The organism is Roseivivax lentus, from assembly GCF_900156805.1.
Classification (GTDB): domain Bacteria; phylum Pseudomonadota; class Alphaproteobacteria; order Rhodobacterales; family Rhodobacteraceae; genus Roseivivax; species Roseivivax lentus.
In genome coordinates this window covers 28,460-46,662 of the sequence record NZ_FTOQ01000001.1, presented here as the reverse complement: position 1 = coordinate 46,662, position 18,203 = coordinate 28,460, and the positions used below count along the sequence as shown (strand labels likewise).

Genomic DNA, 18,203 nt, shown 5'->3' with positions numbered 1-18,203 from the left:
GCCATGCAGATCGATACCAGTATTTCACCGGCCTTCAGCGCGGGAGCAGGGGCGACGCCCGAACAGCGGGAGACGACACTCTCTTCTGATTTCGAAACCTTCCTGCAAATGCTCGTGACCCAAGCGGAAAACCAGGACCCGCTGAACCCGATCGAATCCTCGGATTATGCGGCGCAACTGGCCACTTTCGCCGCGGTGGAGCAGCAGGTTCTGACCAATGACCTTCTCCAGCAGATGCAGGTACAGCTTTCGGGGTCGGCGATGTCCGAACTGTCAGGCTGGGTGGGCGCGGACGTGCTCGTTCAAGCGCCGGTCATGTTCGACGGCACGCCGATCCAATTGGTCCCGCAAACGGCCGTCGGGGCGACGTCTGCACAGCTGATCGTGAAGAACAGCGCGGGCACCGTCGTGAGCCGGCAAGCACTGAGCGTTCCCGCGGGAGAAGTCGTCTGGACAGGGACCGACCCGAGCGGCGCGCCCCTGCCGAACGGCGTCTATACCTTCGAGGTCGAGAGCGCGCAGGACGGGCGCGTCATCGCGACCACGACCGCCCATGCCTACGGCGAGGTGGCGCAGGCAACCGCCGATGAAACGGGTGTCTCGCTGACATTGCAGAGCGGTTCGACGGTTTCGATGTCCGAGGTGAACGCGGTCAGATTGGCGGAAGGAGCCTGATTCTTTGGCCGGAGCGGCGCGGATGGCGGATCTTGGCTGCGGAAAAATGACATGCCGTCATCGGAGCCCAAAATCGCCTCAGCCCGTGCGGGCTTGGCGTAAACCGGACGAGAGGTATGCGCGATGCGCTCTTGGGCTGATCCGAACGCGTCGTGGTCTTCGCAGCCGCGGGGGCGGCGATGGCCGCCGTCTTTGCGTCGTCCTCCGGGGCAAAGCTTCAGAGGAGAAGGACCACTAGCGCGACACTGCCCGCACCACCGGCCACACCGAGGGCGCCCCAGATCAGCCGTACCGGCCAAAGCGACGGCTTCGCGACCTGACCGGATTGGGTCTGCTGTACGAGCAAGCCCTCCACGAGGCCGGGCAGGCGGGGGCCAAAGCGCGCGATGACCTTCGCGGTTTCCTGCAGATCGTGAACCACGGCACGGGGCCCGATGGAGTTCTTGATGTAGTCTTCCACCACGGGCTTCGCCGCATGCCAGATATTCATCCGAGGATTGAGCGACCGCGCCACGCCCTCGACCACGACCATGGTCCGTTGCAGGAGGATCAGCTCGGTCCGGGTTTCCATCCCGAAGCGTTCCGTCACCTCGAACAGATAGGCCAGCAGGCGCGCCATGGAGATGCGCGTCGCATCCATGCCGAAAATCGGCTCACCCACGGCACGCAAGGCGCGGGCGAATTCGTCCACGTCCCGATCCGCCGGCACGTAGCCCGCTTCGAAATGCACTTCCGCGACCCGCTTGTAGTCGCGCCGGATGAAACCGTAGAGGATCTCGGCGTAGACCCGGCGGGTATAGGCATCGATATGGCCCATGATGCCGAAATCGTAGGCCAGGATCGCGCCGTCCGCGGCGACCTTCAGATTGCCCTGGTGCATGTCGCCATGGAAGAAACCGTCGCGCAGGGCATGGTTGAGAAAGAGTTGCAGCACCCGTTCGGACAACTCGACCCGGTCGATCCCCGCGGCGTCGATTGCGGCATTGTCGCCCATCGCGGCCCCTTCGACCCAGTCGAGAGTCATGACCCGTCGACCGGACAGGAACCATTTGACCTGCGGCACGCGGAAACCGTCATCCGCCTCGGTATTGGCCGCGAATTCGGAGGCCGAGGCCGCTTCGAGCCGCAGGTCCAGCTCTCCCGACACCACGCCTTCGAAATGCGCGATCACGTCGACGGGCCGCAACCGGCGCGAGGCGGGCGAGACGAACTCGATGAAGCGCGCGGCGAAGTAGAAGGCGTCGATATCGCGGCGGAAGGCGCGTTCGATCCCGGGGCGCAGCACCTTCACCGCCACGACCTCGCCCGTATCGGCGAGTGCGGCCTTGTGCACCTGCGCGATGGAAGCCGCGGCGACCGGTTCGCTGAAAGTGGCGAACAGGCCGTCGGGATCGACGCCGAGCTCGTCCTCTATGGCCTTGCGGGCGGCCTCGCGGGGGAAGGGCGGCAGCTTGTCCTGCAGGACCCGAAGCTGGGCGGCGAGTTCCTCGCCCACCACGTCGGGACGGGTCGACAGGATCTGGCCGAACTTGATGTAGGCCGGCCCAAGCGCGGTCAGCGCCCGGGTCACCGGCGGCATCTTGGCGTCGCCTTCATATCCCAGGAAGGAAAACGGCCGCCCGATGATGCGCGCGGCGATGCGCACGGGACGCGGCGCGTCGACCGCATCGAGCACCACGCTCATCGCACCCGAGCGTTCAAACGTGGCACCAGTGCGGATCAGCCGCCAGAGATTGATCGGTCCGCGCATCCGGTCAGAACTTCCAGCCCGAATGCAGGCAGGCCACGCCCATGGTCAGATTGCGGTATTTGGCCTGTTCGAACCCGGCGTCACGGACCATCGCCAGAAACGTCTCCTGGTCCGGAAAGCGCCGGATCGATTCCACCAGATATTGGTAGCTGTCCCGGTCGCCCGCGATCATCTGGCCCATCGCCGGAATCGCATTGAAGGAATAGACATCGTAGAGCTTCTGCAGACCGGGCTGCGGGATCTGCGAGAACTCCAGCACCATCAGCCGCCCGCCGGGTTTCAGCACGCGGTAGGCCTCGGCGAGGGCCACCTCGGGCCGGGTCACGTTCCGGATGCCGAAGCTGATCGTGTAGACATCGAAGCTGTTGTCGGGGAAGGGCAGCGCCATCGCATCGCCGACCACCCAGTCGAGGCTGTCCTGCATCGCGGCGGCCTCGGCGCGCTTGCGGCCCTCGACGAGCATCGGTTCGGTCAGGTCGAGCACGGTGGCATGCCCCGCGCCCGCGCGCTTGAGAAAGCGGAAGGCGATATCGCCGGTGCCGCCGGCCACGTCCAGAAGCCGCTGACCGCGGCGCGGCGCCAGCCAATCCATCATCGCGTCTTTCCACAGACGGTGGATGCCGAGGCTCATCGCGTCGTTCATCACGTCGTATTTGGAGGCGACGGATTGGAACACGCCCTGCACGCGACCGGCCTTCTGGGTTTCCGGGATATCCTCGAACCCGAAATGGGTGGTCTTGCGGTCGTCGTCGTTCATGAAAGCGTCCCGGGCTTCTGGCAGCGTTGCCAACGTCCTACAGAGATGGCGCGCGGGCCACAAACAGTCAAATGAGCGCGGGGCTTTTCGCCGGGGGGAAGGCGCCTTATCTAGGCGCGGTCGAACAGGAGCCGTCCATGCCCGAATTGCCCGAGGTCGAAACCGTCCGCCGCGGCCTCGTGCCCGCGATGGAGGGCGTGCGGATCGTGCAGGCGGAGGTGAACCGGCCCGATCTGCGCTGGCCTTTCCCCGACAGGATGGCCGAGCGTCTGACCGGGGCGCGGGTCGACCGGCTCAGGCGGCGGTCGAAATACATCCTTGCGGATCTGTCGACGGGCGAGACGCTCCTGATGCATCTCGGCATGTCGGGCCGGGTGCTGATCTCGGGCGATCCGCTGGGGCAGTTCGTGCACGACCATCCCGCGCCCGAGAAACACGACCACGTCGTCTTTCACATGGAAAACGGCGCACGGGTGACCTTCAACGACCCGCGCCGCTTCGGCGCCATGGACCTGATGCCGACAAACGGCGCGGAGGCGCATCCGCTGATCGCCGCGCTGGGCCCCGAGCCCTTGGGCAACAGCTTTCACGAGGCGCATCTGGTGGGGGCCTTCAAGGGGCGCAACATGCCGGTGAAGGCGGCGCTTCTCGACCAGAAGATCGTCGCGGGCCTCGGGAATATCTATGTCTGCGAGGCGCTCTTTCGGGCCGGCATCCATCCCGCGCGGAAGGCGGGCCGGATCGGTGCGGGCCGGGTCGCCAGCCTCGTGCCGATCATCCGCGCGACCCTGCAGGATGCGATCGCGGCGGGCGGATCGTCCTTGCGGGACTACCGGCAGGCCGATGGAGAGCTGGGCTATTTCCAGCACAGCTTCGATGTCTATGGCCGCGAAGGTGCCGCCTGCCGCCGCGACGGCTGCGGCGGGTCGGTCCGCCGGATCGTGCAGTCGGGCCGGTCGTCCTTCTACTGCGCGCAATGTCAAAGATAGCTTGAACGAATAGCGCGACGTGATAACCACGAGGGCCTGACAAGAGCGAACGGAGCGCCGTTTCATGGCCTACGAGACGATCATCGTCGATATCGAAGACCGCGTCTGCACCATCAAACTCAACCGGCCCGATGCCCTGAATGCGCTGAACAGCCAGCTTCTGGGCGAGTTGGCGACGGCGCTGGGCGAGGCCGATGCGAACGACAAGGTCCGCGCGATCATCCTGACCGGATCGCAGAAAGCCTTCGCGGCGGGTGCCGACATCAAGGAGATGTCCGAGAAGAGCTTCGTCGAGGTCTTCTTGCAGGACTTCTTCGGACGCGAGCATGACGCGCTGACCAAGGTGCGCAAGCCGGTGATCGCCGCGGTGGCGGGCTATGCGCTGGGCGGCGGATGCGAATTGGCGATGATGTGCGATTTCATCATCGCCGCCGACAACGCAAAGTTCGGCCAGCCCGAGATTAACCTCGGCGTGATCGCCGGGATCGGCGGCACCCAGCGCCTGACCCGCTTCGTCGGCAAGTCGAAGTCGATGGACATGCACCTGACCGGCCGCTTCATGGATGCCGAGGAGGCCGAGCGGTCGGGGCTCGTCAGCCGCGTCGTTCCGGTCAAGTCGCTCATGGAAGAAGCCCAGGGCGCGGCCGAGAAGATCGCGGAGAAATCCATGCTGTCGGCCATGGCCGCGAAAGAGGCGGTCAACCGCGCCTACGAGACCACGCTCGCCGAGGGCATCCTTTTCGAGAAGCGGCTCTTTCATTCACTGTTCTCGACCGAGGACCAGAAAGAGGGCATGGCGGCCTTCCAGGAAAAGCGCACGCCTCAGTTCCGCGACAAGTAAGCGCCCGGCGACCCGGCGATTCCCGGCTTGCCATGCCGGGGCATTTGCCCTATCGGTCGCGGCGAAATGCGCGTGATGCCCGCTCAGGCAAGAATCGATCCGGTCGTGCGTCCGGGTGTGGTGTCGTTGCCGCGCAGACATTTGGAACACGAAGACAAGGTCGATCATCATGGCAAATACGCCCCAGTCGAAGAAGCGCGCCCGTCAGAACGAGCGCCGCAACGCGGTCAACAAGGCACGCCGTTCGCGCATCCGTACCTATCTGCGCAAGGTCGAGGAAGCGATCGCCTCCGGCGACAAGGACGCGGCCCAGACGGCACTAAAAAACGCCCAGCCCGAGCTCATGCGCGGCGTCACGAAAGGCGTGTTCCACAAGAATACCGCATCGCGGAAAGTCTCCCGCCTGTCGGCACGGGTCAAGGCATTGTCCTAAAACATGTTTTCGGGCTCGGCCCGGTAACGGCATGAAAAGGCGCCATTTTCCGGCGCCTTTTTTTGTGCCGCAAGGATCTCTGTGGCTTTTCGGAACGGCGGGGAGATTCTTTTTCCCTAAACTGCGAGTCAATAGAAGAGAGCAGTTGCCGGGTCGCGTAGAGGTCCTCTAGTTTCCACTTAGCGAGTCACGATCGCTTGGGGGGACAGGTCAAAGCGCCGGTGCGAAACGTTGGTTTGGTTTCGCGGTCCGGATGCTTTAGGGGTCGATTTGCGCTCGACCCTGTCTGCGGCGAAAGCCGTGCTTATCGGCTCTGTCCATTGCATGCCTGTGACGTTTCGCATTCGCGAGAGGGGTTTGGGCCCTTTTGCGCATGCCAAATGTCGCATCGTCTTCAACCGGCCCTCTCGGGGCCGGGCGGAGAGGCTGTGCCTGATCGTCGTGTCCGCGGTGCAGTTGGGGCTGCGTCTGGTGATAACGATCGAAGCTTGGGGACTGATCGAGCATGACTTTGGAGCAATGGGACACGGTTCAGGACAATCTGGCGCGTACGCTTGGCGAGAATAATTTCGCCACCTGGATCAAGCCTCTCAAGTTTGACGAGTGCAAAGACGGGGTGGCCGTTCTTCGGGCACCCACACATTTTGTGGGGAACTACGTCTCGCAGAATTTCGGAGATGCGATTCTGGCAGGCATTTCTCACGTTCAACCCGATGTGCGGCGGATTCAGTTCCGCGTGGCCATGGACCGCAAGATCCAGGGCCAGGCGCCCGTGCGCCCGGCGAAGCCTGCCGCGACACCGACTGACAATGTGGCGCGCGACGCATCGGATCTGTTGCCGAGCGCCCCGCTTGAGCCGCGCCTGAACTTCGACAATTTCGTCGTGGGCAAGCCTAACGAGCTGGCCAATGCGGCGGCCCGCCGCGTCGCCGAGGGCGGCCCCGTCACCTTCAACCCGCTGTTCCTGCATGGCGGTGTGGGTCTCGGCAAGACGCACCTGATGCACGCCATCGCGCTCGAGTTGCGCGCGCGCAACCCCGAGCTGAACGTGCTCTACCTTTCGGCGGAGCAGTTCATGTACCGCTTCGTGCAGGCTTTGCGCGATCGCCGGATGATGGATTTCAAGTCGCTCTTCCGGTCGGTCGACGTGCTGATGGTCGACGACGTGCAGTTCATCGCGGGCAAGGATTCCACGCAGGAGGAATTCTTCCACACCTTCAACACGCTGGTGGACCAGAACAAGCAGATCGTCATCTCCGCCGACCGCGCGCCGGACGAGATCAAGGACATGGAGAACCGCATCCGCTCTCGCCTGCAATCGGGCCTCGTCGTGGACCTGCACCCGACCGATTACGAGCTGCGCCTCGGCATCTTGCAATCCAAGTGCGAAAGCCACGGCGTGCATTATCCCGATGTCATCATCGAGGATGGCGTTCTGGCTTTCCTTGCGCATCGCATCTCCTCGAACGTGCGTGTGCTCGAAGGGGCGCTGAACCGGCTTTACGCCTTCGCCTCGCTGGTGGGCAAACCGGTCACGCTGGAACTCGCGCAGGATTGCCTGTCGGACGTGATCCGCGCCTCCGAGCGCAAGATCTCTGTCGAGGAAATCCAGCGCAAGGTGGCCGAGCATTACCATATCCGCCTGTCGGACCTGATCGGGCCCAAGCGCGTGCGCAATTTCGCCCGCCCGCGGCAGGTGGCCATGTATCTGTGCAAGCAGATGACCGCCCGGTCGCTGCCCGATATCGGGCGCCGCTTCGGCGGACGCGATCACACCACGGTCATGCATGGCGTGAAGCGGATCGAGGACCTGATGCGGTCGGATGCCCAGATCGCCGAAGACGTGGAATTGCTGCGCCGCGCCCTCGAGGAATGAGTCTCCGTCACAACACATGACACCGGGCGCCGCCGCGGCGGGCCAGCGGCCTTGACGGCCCTGCGCAGACGTCGGACAAAACGGGAAACTTGTCGGCGCGAGGACTTCCTCGCGCCGCTCAGGTGTCTCTGGAGGGATAGATCATGAAAGTCAGCATGGAGCGGGCGGCTCTGCTCAAAGCGGTGAGCCAGGCGCAGTCCGTGGTCGAGCGCCGCAACACCATTCCGATCCTCGCCAACGTGCTGATCGAGGCCGAGGGCGATACCGGCCAGTTCCGCGCCACCGATCTGGATATCGAGGTGGTGGACAAGGCCCCGGCCCAGGTCGAGCGCGCGGGCGCCACGACCGTGTCGGCGGTGACGCTGCACGAGATCGTCCGCAAGCTGCCCGATGGCGCCCTCGTCACCCTGACCGACGACAGCGCGACCGGGCGCCTGACGGTCGAGGCGGGCCGCTCCAACTTCTCGCTCGCCACGCTGCCCAAGGAAGACTTCCCGGTCATGGCGTCGTCCGAATACGCCTCCAACTTCTCGATCAAGGCGGCGGCGTTGCGGCGCCTCTTCGACAAGTCGAAATTCGCCATCTCCACCGAGGAGACGCGCTATTACCTGAACGGCGTCTACATGCACGTCTCCGAGGCCGCCGATGGCCGGGTGCTGCGCTGCGTCGCGACCGACGGTCACCGGCTCGCGCGGATCGACACCGACCTGCCCGCGGGCGCCGAGGACATGCCGGGCGTGATCGTGCCGCGCAAGACCGTGGGCGAGCTGCGCAAGCTGCTGGACGACGACGACATGGATATCGCTGTCTCGGTGTCGGAAACCAAGGTGCGGTTCGCCACGCCCGACATCACCCTGACCTCCAAGGTGATCGACGGCACCTTCCCCGATTACACCCGCGTCATCCCGCAGGCGAACACCAAGCGGCTGGAAGTGGATGCGTCCGAATTCGCCAAGGCCGTCGACCGTGTCTCGACCGTGTCCTCCGAGCGTTCCCGCGCGGTGAAGCTGCAGCTTGATGAGGATCGCCTGATCCTGTCGGTGAACGCCCCCGACAGCGGCGCCGCCGAGGAAGAGCTGGCCGTGGCCTATGGCGACGAGCGGCTGGAGATCGGCTTCAACGCCAAGTACCTTCTCGAAATCGCGAGCCAGGTCGACCGCGAGAACGCCGTCTTCATGTTCAACTCCGCCGGCGATCCGACTCTGATGCGGGAAGGCAGCGACGAAAGCGCCGTCTACGTGGTCATGCCGATGCGCGTCTGACCCGAACCGGGCAGCCCGCCTGCGGCGGTTTTCGCGTATTTGAAAAGAGGCAAGACCGACGGGCGACCGGCCGCCTTGCCTTTGCCGTTCCGGGGGGTCTACATCCGGTCGATGAGCCTGTCCCTCGACACCCTGACCCTGTCGCATTTCCGATCGCACCGGCGGGCGGAGATCGCCGTGGATGCGCGCCCGGTGGCGATCTTCGGGCCGAACGGGGCAGGCAAGACCAATCTGCTTGAGGCGGTTTCGCTGTTCTCGCCGGGCCGGGGGATGCGGCGCGGCTCGGCGCAGGAGATGACGCGGCGGCCCGAGGCGCTGGGCTGGAAGGTCTCGGGCATCGTGGCGGGGCCGCAGGGCCGGTCGGAAGTGGCGTTCCTGTCCGAGGCGGGCCAGCCCCGGCAGGTGCGCATCGACGAGAAGCCGCAGCCGCAGACCACGCTTGGCCGCATCGCCCGGGTCCTGTGGCTGGTGCCGTCGATGGACCGGCTCTGGATCGAGGGCGCCGAGGGGCGCCGGCGCTTTCTCGACCGCATGACGCTGTCGTTCTTTCCGGATCATGCGGAGGCGAGCCTCGATTACGAAAAGGCCATGCGCGACCGCAATCGCCTGCTGAAGGACCAGATCCGCGATGCCCATTGGTACCGCGCGCTCGAGGCGCAGATGGCGCGGACGGGTGCGGTGATCGACGCGAACCGGCGCGCCGCGCTGACGCGGCTTGCCGCTGCGCAGGACGGGGCCGAGACGGCCTTTCCCACGGCAAACCTCGAATTGCTGCACGCGGACGCCGACATGCCCGAAGGCGAGGCGCCTTTCGCCGAGGCGCTCGCCGCCTCGCGCCCGCGCGACCTGATGGCGGGGCGCACGCTGGTCGGTCCGCACCGCGCCGACCTTTTGGGAACCTATGTGGCCAAGGATGTGCCGGCGTCGGACTGCTCCACCGGAGAGCAGAAGGCGCTCCTGATTTCGCTGATCCTCGCCAATGCGCGCGCCATCGCCGCGGATTTCGGGGCGCCGCCGCTTTTGTTGCTGGACGAGGTCGCGGCGCATCTCGATGCGGATCGCCGGGCCGCGCTTTACGCCGAGGTCACGGCACTGGGTGCGCAGGCCTGGATGACCGGGACCGGACCGGAGCTCTTCGCCGAGCTGGGCGACCGCGCGCAATATGTCAAGGTCACCGAGGCCGCGGGCGAAAGCCGCGTGACGCAGAGGGACCGGCCATGACGCTGGGTCTGGCGGATCTCACGCTTTATGCCGGGGCGCTTCTGATCCTGTTCCTGACGCCGGGGCCCGTCTGGGTGGCGCTGGTCGCCCGCGCGCTTTCGGGCGGGTTTCACGCGGCCTGGCCGCTCGCGCTGGGCGTGGTGATCGGCGACATGCTCTGGCCGTTTCTCGCCATTCTGGGGGTCAGCTGGATCCTGTCGGTCTATGGCGGCTTCATCGAGGCGCTGCGCTGGGTCGCGGCGCTGACCTTTCTCGTCATGGGCGCGCTCATTCTGCGCAATGCCGATGCCGATCTCTCCGGCGACAGCCGCCTGACGCGACCCGGCATGTGGGCGGGCTTCGGCGCGGGGCTTGCCGTCATCATCGGCAATCCCAAGGCGATCCTGTTCTACATGGGCATGCTGCCGGGCTTCTTCGACATCACCCGGGTGACATGGGCCGACATGGCCGTCATCTCGCTCATATCGGCGATCGTGCCGCTGGTCGGAAACCTGATGCTGGCGGTCTCCATCGACCGGGTGAAGCGGCTTCTGTCGAGCCCGCGGGCGGTGCGCCGGACCAACATCGTGGCCGGGTGCCTCCTAATGGCGGTGGGATGCGTCATCCCCTTCACCTGAGACGCAAAATCTGGGGCAATGGCGTGACATTCCCCACCAGAATTCGTATATAGTGCGGGACAAGAACAAGGAAAAAATCCATGGCAGAGAGCACCGATGTGCCCGAGGAATACGGCGCAGGATCCATCAAGGTTCTCAAGGGCTTGGAGGCCGTGCGCAAACGGCCGGGCATGTATATCGGTGACACCGACGATGGCTCGGGCCTGCACCACATGGTCTACGAGGTTGTCGATAACGGCATCGACGAGGCGCTGGCCGGTCACGCCACCCGCGTGAACGTCAAGCTGCATGCCGACAACAGCGTGTCGGTCTCCGATAACGGGCGCGGCATTCCGGTCGATATTCACGAGGAAGAGGGCGTCTCGGCGGCCGAGGTCATCATGACCCAGCTGCATGCGGGCGGGAAGTTCGACCAGAATTCCTACAAGGTCTCGGGCGGTCTGCACGGCGTCGGCGTCTCGGTGGTGAACGCGCTGTCGGACTGGCTGGAGCTGCGCATCTGGCGCAACGGGCGCGAGCATGTCGCGCGCTTCGAGCGCGGCGAGACGGTCGAGCATCTGAAGGATGTGGGTGACGCCAACGGCCAGCAGGGCACCGAGGTCCGCTTTCTGGCCTCGCTGACGACCTTCTCGAACCTCGATTACGATTTCCACATCCTCGAGAAGCGGCTGCGCGAACTGGCCTTCCTGAATTCCGGTGTGCGCATCCTGCTCGAGGATGAACGCCCGGCGGAGCCCTTGCGCTCGGAGCTGTTCTACGAAGGCGGCGTGAAGGAATTCGTCAAGTATCTCGACCGTTCCAAGTCGCCGATGATCGACGAGCCGATCTACATGACCGGCGAGCGCGACGGGATCGGCGTCGAGGTGGCGATGTGGTGGAACGACAGCTACCACGAGAACGTGCTGCCCTTCACCAACAACATCCCGCAGCGCGACGGCGGCACGCATATGGCGGGCTTCCGCGGCGCGCTCACCCGGACGCTGACCAAATACGCGCAGGAATCCGGGATCGCCAAGCGCGAGAAGATCAGCTTCACCGGCGACGATGCACGCGAGGGTCTGACCTGCGTGCTGTCGGTCAAGGTGCCCGATCCGAAATTCTCGTCCCAGACCAAGGACAAGCTGGTGTCGTCCGAAGTGCGCCCGGCGGTCGAGGGGCTGATGAACGAGAAGCTGTCGGAATGGATGGAGGAGAACCCCAACGAGGCCAAGATGATCGTCGGCAAGATCGTCGAGGCCGCGATGGCGCGCGAGGCGGCGCGGAAGGCGCGGGAGCTGACCCGCCGCAAGACCGCGATGGACGTGAACTTCCTGGCCGGCAAGCTCAAGGATTGCTCCGAGAAGGATCCGGCCAAGACCGAGCTTTTCATCGTCGAGGGTGACAGCGCCGGCGGCTCCGCGCAGACCGGGCGCGACCGGGGCACGCAGGCGATCCTGCCGCTCAAGGGCAAGATCCTGAACGTCGAGCGCGCGCGCTTCGACCGCATGCTGTCGAGCCAGGAAATCGGCAACCTCGTCATGGCGCTGGGCACCGGCATCGGGCGCGACGAGTTCGACATCAAGAAGCTGCGTTACCACAAGATCGTGCTGATGACCGACGCGGATGTCGACGGCGCGCATATCCGCACGCTGCTGCTGACCTTCTTCTACCGGCAGATGCCGGAACTGATCGAGGGCGGGTATCTCTACATCGCGCAGCCGCCGCTCTACAAAGTCTCGCGCGGCAAGTCCGAAGTGTATCTCAAGGACACGCCCGCGCTCGAGGATTACCTGATCCAGCAGGGCACCGACGGGGCGATCCTGCAGCAGGGCAACGGCGAGGAAGTCACCGGCACCGATCTGGTCCGCGTGGTCGAGGAAGCGCGGCAATTGAAGCGCGTGCTCGACGCGTTCCCGACGCATTATCCCCGTCGCATCCTGGAACAGTCCGCCATCGCCGGGGCCTTCGTGCCGGGGGCGGTCGATGCCGACCTGCAGGGCGTGGCCGACCGAGTGGCGGAACGTCTGGACCTGATCGCGGTCGAGTACGAGAAGGGCTGGCACGGTCGGATCACCCAGGATCGCGGCATCCGCCTGGCGCGTATCCTGCGCGGTGTCGAAGAGGTGCGCACGCTCGACGGCACCATGCTGCGCTCGGGCGAGGCGCGGCGCACCGGCAGTTTCACCCAGGCGCTGCAGGCCGTCTATGGCAGCCCGGCCTTCCTGCAACGCAAGGACCGGCGGCAGGTGATCCACGGCCCGCTCGACCTCCTGGAGGCGATCCTCGAGGAAGGCGAAAAGGGCAACCAGCTGCAGCGCTACAAGGGTCTGGGCGAGATGAACCCGAGCCAGCTCTGGGAGACCACGCTCGACCCCGATGCGCGGACGCTTCTGCGGGTGGAGGTGGACGACACGGCCGAGGCCGACGACCTCTTCACCAAGCTTATGGGCGACGTGGTCGAGCCGCGCCGCGAATTCATCCAGCAGAACGCCCTGAGCGTGGAGAATCTCGATTTCTGAAGTGATGCCGCGCACCGACCTTGCCCGCGCGATGACAGCGCCGGGCAAGGTCCGGGCAGCTTGTCATTGGGAGGACCGCCGGACATGAGATGCACGGCCCTGCTCTTCGCCTGCGCGGCCACGGCCGTCGAGGCGGATCACCGCTTTGCGGATCGCGACCTGCAGGCCGGTGCGGCGCTTTATGCCGAGAACTGCGCGTCGTGCCACGGGGCGGACCTCGAAGGCCAGTCGGATTGGCGCAGCCCGGGCACGGACGGGATTCTGCCCGCACCGCCCCATGACGTGACCGGTCATACCTGGCACCACGACACGGACCTTCTGGTGGATTACACCCTGAAGGGCGGCGCGGCGGCGCTGGCGGCGCGCGGAGTGACGGATTTTCGCAGCGGCATGCCCGCATTCGAGACGGTTCTGAGCGAGGACGAGGTTCTCGACATCCTTGCCTTCATCCGGGCCGCCTGGCCCGATGAGGCGCGGGAGATTCAGCGCCAGCGCAGCCATGGTGGAAACTGAAACCGGCCCTCGGCAGGGTGGCGGCCTTCAGGCCTGGAAGTGGCGCGTTCGAGCCGATCCAACGACCCAGACCCTTCTTGAACGCATAGATGCCGGAAACCTGCGGCAGAATTCGGAAAAGCTGTGCCAATTCCTCGGGACCCGACCCCCGGGGCGGTCCCGAACCGCGACAATAGCGGTCGCACAGGCTCACGCGGTGTCCTACACTCGCCTTCGCCCGGGTCGTCATCCGGGCCATTTCATGTCCCGAGGATGGTGTCGCCATGGTCCCCGCAACCCTGATCGTGCTGTGTCTTCTGCTGCTGCTCTGCCTCAGCCAGCTGTCCAGCGCCTCCGCTGAGGCGGACCTGCCGGCCCATGGCCGCTTCACCAAGGTGTCGGGCGGGCGCATCCACTGGGTCGAGGAAGGATCGGGGCCGCCCATCGTGATGATCCACGGGCTCGGCGGCAATCTCTACAACTTCACCCATTCGCTGAGCGGCCTTCTGGCGGCTGACGCGCGGGTGATCTCGATCGATCGGCCCGGTTGCGGCTGGTCCGAACGGGACGATCCGGCGCTGGGCGATCTGGCGGAGCAGGCGCGGATGATCGCGGAATTCATCGCGGCGGAAGGCCTGGAAAAGCCCCTGATCGTCGGACATTCGCTGGGCGGCAGCCTGGCGCTGGCGCTGGCGCTCGATCATTCCGAACAGATAAGCGGGCTCGTGCTTCTCTGTCCCGCCACGCAGCCGGTGGAAAAGACCCCGCGCCCCTTCAAGGGTATCGACATCCCGATCCGCGCGCTGGTGCCGCCTTTGGGGCATGGCGTTGCGGGGGCCATGGCGCCTGCGATGGAGCGGCAGGTCCTGCGCGACGTCTTCGCGCCCGATCCCGTGCCCGAGGATTTCGGGCTGCGCGGCGGTGCGCGGCTGGCGCGGCGCTGCGCGGCCTTCATCTCGGCGGCGGGCGATCTGGCGCTCAGCCGCGGCGGGCTGGAGCGGATCGCGGCCCGGGAGGCCGAGCTGAGCGTGCCGATCGCGGTGCTCTTCGGCGGATCGGATGCGATCCTGAAGCCGGAAAAGCACGGCCGTGCCTTTGCGGAGCGGACCGGCGCCACATATGGCGAATTGGACGGCCGCGGTCACATGATCCCGGTGACCGCCGCCGCCGAATGCGCGGATTTCATTCGGGCGCAGATGGCGCAGCGCTGAGCGCAGGAGGCGCGGTTGGCCCGGCTCTCATGGGGCCGGCCGCGCGGTGAATTGTCGACCGGAGGCCTTGCATGGCGAATTTGTCCCTGCGCAGGAACGCGCCCTTCGAAGTGGTCACGCTGGGCGAGATGATCCCGGATGCGGAGGAGATGGCGCTGGTCAATCCGAACGCGAAATTTCCGCTCGATCCGCTGGAATGGCAGGAAAAGTGGCTGAACGAGCTTGACGACGCGTCCTTCTACCTCGTGGACGAGGCGGGCCGCGACGTGGGCTTCTTCGCGCTGCGAGTGGGGATCGGGCCCGAGGTTCGGCATCTGACCTATGCCTTCGTGGCACCGGCGGCGCGCGGTGGCGCGGGCGGGCAGCTCGCCGCGCTGGTGATCGACGCCGCGCGGCAGCTCGAAGCGCTGGTCGTGACCCTGAAATGCGAGACGGAGAATGGGCCCGCGATGAACGCCTATCTGTCCGCTGGCTTCGAGGTGCTGTCGGAGCGCGGCGGCATGGCCACGATGCGACTCGACCTCGGCTAGGAAAGGCGCGGCCCCGGCATCGAGCCGGGCCCGCGCCTGCGAGAGACGCTGTCTCTCGCGCTCTCCGGAGCTATCTTCGGTCCGATCGTGAGGGGCGTCAGGCGGTCAGGCCTTCGGGTTCCGCAAGGCCGTGGGCGCGGCAGCAGGCGGTGACCGTATTGGCCAGAAGGCAGGCGATGGTCATCGGGCCGACGCCGCCGGGCACCGGCGTGATCGCACCTGCGACCTCGCGGACCGCCTCGAAATCCACATCGCCCAGAAGCTTGGTCTTGCCGGGTTTGTCGGGATGCGGAATGCGCGTTATGCCCACATCGATCACCGTGGCACCGGGCTTGACCCAATCGGCCTTCACCATCTCGGCGCGGCCCACGGCGGCCACGACGATATCGGCGCGGCGCACGGTGCCGGGCAGGTCGCGGGTGCGGGAATGGGCGATGGTGACGGTGCAATTCTCCCGCAGGAGAAGCTGCGCCATGGGTTTGCCGAACAGGTTCGAGCGGCCGATAACGACCGCTTCGAGCCCGGTCATGTCGGGCAGCTCATCGCGCAGCAGCATGAGGCAGCCGAGCGGCGTGCAGGAGACGAGCCCCTTCTCGCCGGCGGCGAGCAGCCCCGCATTGGTCACGCTGAGGCCGTCCACGTCCTTCGCCGGGTCGATCCGGGCCACGATGGCGCGCTCGTCGAGATGATCGGGCACCGGGAACTGGCAGAGGATGCCGTGCACCTCCGGGTCGGCATTGAGCCGGTCGATCAGCGCGAAGAGATCGGCCTCGGAGGTGTCGGCGGGCAGCTTGTGCTCGAAGGAGCGCATGCCCGCCTCGACGGTCTGCTTGTGTTTGCTGGCCACGTAGACCTCGCTCGCGGGGTCCTCGCCCACGAGCACGACCGCAAGGCCCGGCGTGATGCCATGCGCGTCGCTCAGGCGGGCGACATGCTGCGCGACCTTCTCGCGGATGGTGGCGGCGAAGGCCTTGCCGTCGATGATCCTGGCGCTCATGCGTTTCGTCCTTTGTCGGGGCCCATCACGTCTTCTTCCTGCGCGATGGCGGCTTCGATGAGCTGGTGCCAGATCCGCTCGGCGAGATCGGGATCGACGCCGTGCTCGGCGGCATTCGCGCGGGCATTGGCCAAAACCTGCGCGACGCGGTCGGTGGTGCGGGCGGGCAGGCCTTCGGCCGGCTTCAGCTCCGCCGCGCGGTCGATGAGCCGCGCGCGCTGGCCCAGAAGCGTCATCAACTGCCGGTCGAGCGCGTCGATCTCGACACGCAGGTCGGCCATGGAGGTAATGTCCCGGGGCGGCTTCATGTCATGCCTTCCATGTCGTTTCGCGCCCCGCAATGCCGGGCGGGGCGCGGGATGACAAGTCTTTAGAACAGGCCTTCGATCTCGCCGTCCGCGTTCAACCGGATCGATTGCGCCGCGGGGGCCGAGGGCAGGCCCGGCATGGTCATGATCTCGCCGCAGATCGCCACGACGAAGCCCGCGCCCGCCGAGAGCCGCACCTCGCGCACCGGGATCGAGAAGCCGGTGGGTGCGCCGCGCAGGTTCGGATCGGTGGAGAAGGAATATTGCGTCTTGGCCATGCAGACCGGCAATGCACCGTAGCCCTGGTCTTCCCATTCCTTGAGCTGGGCGCGGATCTTCTGATCCATCTCGACGCCGTCGGCGCGATAGATCCTCTTGGCCACGGTTTCGATCTTCTCGGAGAGCGACATGGCGTCGGGATAGAGCGGGGCGAAAGCCGCGCTGCCGCCATCGGCCAGCGCCGCGACCTTGGTGGCCAGTTCGGTCACGCCCGCCGAGCCATCCGCCCAATGCTTGGCCAGCACCGCCTCGGAGCCTTGCGCCGCGACGAAATCCTTCACCGCCTGCACCTCGGCCGCGCTGTCGCCCGCGAAGTGGTTGATCGCCACCACGACCGGCACGCCGAAACCTTGCACGTTCTCGATGTGACGGCCGAGGTTCGCGCAGCCCTTTTTCACGGCATCGACGTTTTCCGCGCCGAGATCGGCCTTGGCGACGCCGCCGTTCATCTTCATCGCGCGCACCGTCGCCACCAGCACCACCGCGGCGGGGCTCAGGCCCGCCTTGCGGCACTTGATGTCGAAGAACTTCTCGGCCCCGAGATCGGCCCCGAAGCCCGCCTCGGTCACCACGTAATCGGCGAGCTTCAGCGCGGTCTTGGTGGCGATGACCGAGTTGCAGCCATGGGCGATGTTCGCAAACGGCCCACCATGCACGAAGGCCGGGTTGTTTTCCAGCGTCTGCACGAGGTTCGGCTGCATCGCGTCTTTCAGCAGCACCGTCATCGCCCCGTCCGCGCCGATATCGCGGCAATAGACCGGGGACTTGTCGCGCCGGTAGGCCACGATCATGTCGCCGAGGCGCTTTTCCAGGTCCTTGAGGTCGGTCGCGAGGCAGAGGATCGCCATGACCTCGGAGGCCACGGTGATGTCGAAGCCGGTCTCGCGCGGAAAGCCGTTGGCGACACCGCCGAGCGAGGCGGTGATCTGGCGCAGCGCGCGGTCGTTCATGTCGAGCACGCGCCGCCAGGTGACGCGGCGGATGTCGATCTCGAGCGCATTGCCCCAGTAGATGTGGTTGTCGATCATCGCCGCAAGGAGGTTATGCGCCGAGGTGATGGCGTGGAAATCGCCGGTAAAGTGGAGGTTCATGTCCTCCATCGGGACGACCTGGGCGTAACCGCCGCCCGCGGCCCCGCCCTTCATCCCGAAATTGGGCCCGAGCGAGGCCTCGCGGATGCAGATCGCGGCGCGTCTGCCGATCGCATTGAGCCCGTCGCCCAGACCGACCGTGGTCGTGGTCTTGCCTTCGCCCGCGGGCGTCGGGTTGATCGCGGTCACGAGAATGAGCTTGCCATCCGGGCGATCCGCCAGCGAATTGATGAAGTCCTGACCGACCTTGGCCTTGTCGTGGCCGTAAGGCAGCAGCGCGTCCGAGGGGATGCCGAGCTTGTCGCCGATCTCCTGAATGGGCTTCTTGTTCGCCGCACGGGCGATCTCGATATCGGTTTTGGGTGCCATGATCCGC

Annotated in this window: 17 protein-coding genes; 12 read left to right on the top strand and 5 right to left on the bottom strand. The window is 65.9% G+C overall.

Going from position 1 to position 18,203, the window contains the following annotated elements:
- Window positions 1-3 precede the first annotated feature (3 nt).
- Window positions 4-675 carry a flagellar hook capping FlgD N-terminal domain-containing protein gene (locus tag BW990_RS00215; RefSeq protein ID WP_076443823.1) on the top strand — a complete coding sequence of 224 codons (672 nt, stop codon included), beginning with the start codon at window positions 4-6 and terminating at the stop codon, window positions 673-675.
- Window positions 676-892: 217 nt separating this feature from the next.
- Here BW990_RS00215 and ubiB read toward each other — a convergent pair whose 3' ends face one another.
- Together ubiB and ubiE are read right to left on the bottom strand one after the other, a co-directional pair.
- Entirely contained in the window at window positions 893-2,425 is a 1,533-nt protein-coding gene (ubiB, locus tag BW990_RS00210; protein ID WP_076443821.1) for a 2-polyprenylphenol 6-hydroxylase, read from the bottom strand.
- A 4-nt stretch (window positions 2,426-2,429) separates the two neighbouring features.
- Window positions 2,430-3,182, bottom strand: coding sequence for a bifunctional demethylmenaquinone methyltransferase/2-methoxy-6-polyprenyl-1,4-benzoquinol methylase UbiE (gene ubiE / locus BW990_RS00205; RefSeq protein ID WP_076443819.1), 753 nt, complete (start codon window positions 3,180-3,182; stop codon window positions 2,430-2,432).
- A gap of 137 nt (window positions 3,183-3,319) precedes the next feature.
- Between ubiE and mutM the strand changes: the two genes are divergently transcribed.
- From mutM to BW990_RS00150, 11 genes are all read left to right on the top strand, one after another.
- A complete protein-coding gene (mutM, locus tag BW990_RS00200) occupies window positions 3,320-4,171 on the top strand; it encodes a bifunctional DNA-formamidopyrimidine glycosylase/DNA-(apurinic or apyrimidinic site) lyase (RefSeq protein WP_076443817.1) in 852 nt (283 codons plus the stop codon).
- A 64-nt stretch (window positions 4,172-4,235) separates the two neighbouring features.
- On the top strand, window positions 4,236-5,012 hold the full coding sequence (locus BW990_RS00195) for an enoyl-CoA hydratase (protein WP_076443815.1): 777 nt from the start codon (window positions 4,236-4,238) through the stop codon (window positions 5,010-5,012).
- Between the two features lie 169 nt (window positions 5,013-5,181).
- Window positions 5,182-5,445 (top strand): 30S ribosomal protein S20, encoded by a 264-nt coding sequence (gene rpsT, locus BW990_RS00190; protein WP_076443813.1) that lies wholly within the window; start codon window positions 5,182-5,184, stop codon window positions 5,443-5,445.
- A 505-nt stretch (window positions 5,446-5,950) separates the two neighbouring features.
- The gene (gene dnaA / locus BW990_RS00185; RefSeq protein WP_076443811.1) at window positions 5,951-7,321 is read left to right on the top strand and encodes a chromosomal replication initiator protein DnaA; all 1,371 of its coding nucleotides are present in this window, start codon (window positions 5,951-5,953) and stop codon (window positions 7,319-7,321) included.
- 143 nt (window positions 7,322-7,464) lie between these two features.
- A complete protein-coding gene (dnaN, locus tag BW990_RS00180) occupies window positions 7,465-8,583 on the top strand; it encodes a DNA polymerase III subunit beta (RefSeq protein WP_076443809.1) in 1,119 nt (372 codons plus the stop codon).
- A 111-nt stretch (window positions 8,584-8,694) separates the two neighbouring features.
- The gene (gene recF / locus BW990_RS00175; RefSeq protein WP_076445044.1) at window positions 8,695-9,804 is read left to right on the top strand and encodes a DNA replication/repair protein RecF; all 1,110 of its coding nucleotides are present in this window, start codon (window positions 8,695-8,697) and stop codon (window positions 9,802-9,804) included.
- On the top strand, window positions 9,801-10,421 hold the full coding sequence (locus BW990_RS00170; RefSeq protein ID WP_076443807.1) for a LysE family translocator: 621 nt from the start codon (window positions 9,801-9,803) through the stop codon (window positions 10,419-10,421). Before recF ends, BW990_RS00170 begins: the two co-directional genes overlap by 4 nt.
- 80 nt (window positions 10,422-10,501) lie before the next feature.
- A complete protein-coding gene (gene gyrB, locus BW990_RS00165) occupies window positions 10,502-12,919 on the top strand; it encodes a DNA topoisomerase (ATP-hydrolyzing) subunit B (protein ID WP_076443805.1) in 2,418 nt (805 codons plus the stop codon).
- An 84-nt stretch (window positions 12,920-13,003) separates the two neighbouring features.
- Complete coding sequence (locus tag BW990_RS00160; RefSeq protein WP_076443803.1) at window positions 13,004-13,432, top strand: c-type cytochrome; 429 nt, start codon at window positions 13,004-13,006, stop codon at window positions 13,430-13,432.
- A gap of 263 nt (window positions 13,433-13,695) precedes the next feature.
- Window positions 13,696-14,622, top strand: a complete 927-nt coding sequence (locus BW990_RS00155) for an alpha/beta fold hydrolase (RefSeq protein ID WP_076443801.1) — start codon at window positions 13,696-13,698, stop codon at window positions 14,620-14,622.
- Window positions 14,623-14,693: 71 nt separating this feature from the next.
- Window positions 14,694-15,152, top strand: a complete 459-nt coding sequence (locus BW990_RS00150) for a GNAT family N-acetyltransferase (RefSeq protein WP_076443799.1) — start codon at window positions 14,694-14,696, stop codon at window positions 15,150-15,152.
- A gap of 97 nt (window positions 15,153-15,249) precedes the next feature.
- Here the strand turns inward: BW990_RS00150 and folD are convergent, their stop codons facing one another.
- From folD to BW990_RS00135, 3 genes are all read right to left on the bottom strand, one after another.
- The gene (folD, locus tag BW990_RS00145) at window positions 15,250-16,149 is read right to left on the bottom strand and encodes a bifunctional methylenetetrahydrofolate dehydrogenase/methenyltetrahydrofolate cyclohydrolase FolD (protein ID WP_076443797.1); all 900 of its coding nucleotides are present in this window, start codon (window positions 16,147-16,149) and stop codon (window positions 15,250-15,252) included.
- Window positions 16,146-16,430 carry a chorismate mutase gene (locus BW990_RS00140; RefSeq protein WP_407690118.1) on the bottom strand — a complete coding sequence of 95 codons (285 nt, stop codon included), beginning with the start codon at window positions 16,428-16,430 and terminating at the stop codon, window positions 16,146-16,148. The genes folD and BW990_RS00140 overlap by 4 nt, the downstream gene beginning before the upstream one ends.
- Window positions 16,431-16,519: 89 nt before the next feature.
- Window positions 16,520-18,196 (bottom strand): formate--tetrahydrofolate ligase, encoded by a 1,677-nt coding sequence (locus BW990_RS00135; protein ID WP_076443793.1) that lies wholly within the window; start codon window positions 18,194-18,196, stop codon window positions 16,520-16,522.
- Window positions 18,197-18,203: the final 7 nt, after the last annotated feature.

Bases quoted from the DNA above. Each gene is read 5' to 3' on its own strand.
- BW990_RS00215 (WP_076443823.1), top strand. From the start codon at position 4: ATGCAGATCGATACCAGTATTTCACCGGCCTTCAGCGCGGGAGCAGGG.
- ubiB (WP_076443821.1), bottom strand. From the start codon at position 2,425: ATGCGCGGACCGATCAATCTCTGGCGGCTGATCCGCACTGGTGCCACG.
- ubiE (WP_076443819.1), bottom strand. From the start codon at position 3,182: ATGAACGACGACGACCGCAAGACCACCCATTTCGGGTTCGAGGATATC.
- mutM (WP_076443817.1), top strand. From the start codon at position 3,320: ATGCCCGAATTGCCCGAGGTCGAAACCGTCCGCCGCGGCCTCGTGCCC.
- BW990_RS00195 (WP_076443815.1), top strand. From the start codon at position 4,236: ATGGCCTACGAGACGATCATCGTCGATATCGAAGACCGCGTCTGCACC.
- rpsT (WP_076443813.1), top strand. From the start codon at position 5,182: ATGGCAAATACGCCCCAGTCGAAGAAGCGCGCCCGTCAGAACGAGCGC.
- dnaA (WP_076443811.1), top strand. From the start codon at position 5,951: ATGACTTTGGAGCAATGGGACACGGTTCAGGACAATCTGGCGCGTACG.
- dnaN (WP_076443809.1), top strand. From the start codon at position 7,465: ATGAAAGTCAGCATGGAGCGGGCGGCTCTGCTCAAAGCGGTGAGCCAG.
- recF (WP_076445044.1), top strand. From the start codon at position 8,695: ATGAGCCTGTCCCTCGACACCCTGACCCTGTCGCATTTCCGATCGCAC.
- BW990_RS00170 (WP_076443807.1), top strand. From the start codon at position 9,801: ATGACGCTGGGTCTGGCGGATCTCACGCTTTATGCCGGGGCGCTTCTG.
- gyrB (WP_076443805.1), top strand. From the start codon at position 10,502: ATGGCAGAGAGCACCGATGTGCCCGAGGAATACGGCGCAGGATCCATC.
- BW990_RS00160 (WP_076443803.1), top strand. From the start codon at position 13,004: ATGAGATGCACGGCCCTGCTCTTCGCCTGCGCGGCCACGGCCGTCGAG.
- BW990_RS00155 (WP_076443801.1), top strand. From the start codon at position 13,696: ATGGTCCCCGCAACCCTGATCGTGCTGTGTCTTCTGCTGCTGCTCTGC.
- BW990_RS00150 (WP_076443799.1), top strand. From the start codon at position 14,694: ATGGCGAATTTGTCCCTGCGCAGGAACGCGCCCTTCGAAGTGGTCACG.
- folD (WP_076443797.1), bottom strand. From the start codon at position 16,149: ATGAGCGCCAGGATCATCGACGGCAAGGCCTTCGCCGCCACCATCCGC.
- BW990_RS00140 (WP_407690118.1), bottom strand. From the start codon at position 16,430: ATGGCCGACCTGCGTGTCGAGATCGACGCGCTCGACCGGCAGTTGATG.
- BW990_RS00135 (WP_076443793.1), bottom strand. From the start codon at position 18,196: ATGGCACCCAAAACCGATATCGAGATCGCCCGTGCGGCGAACAAGAAG.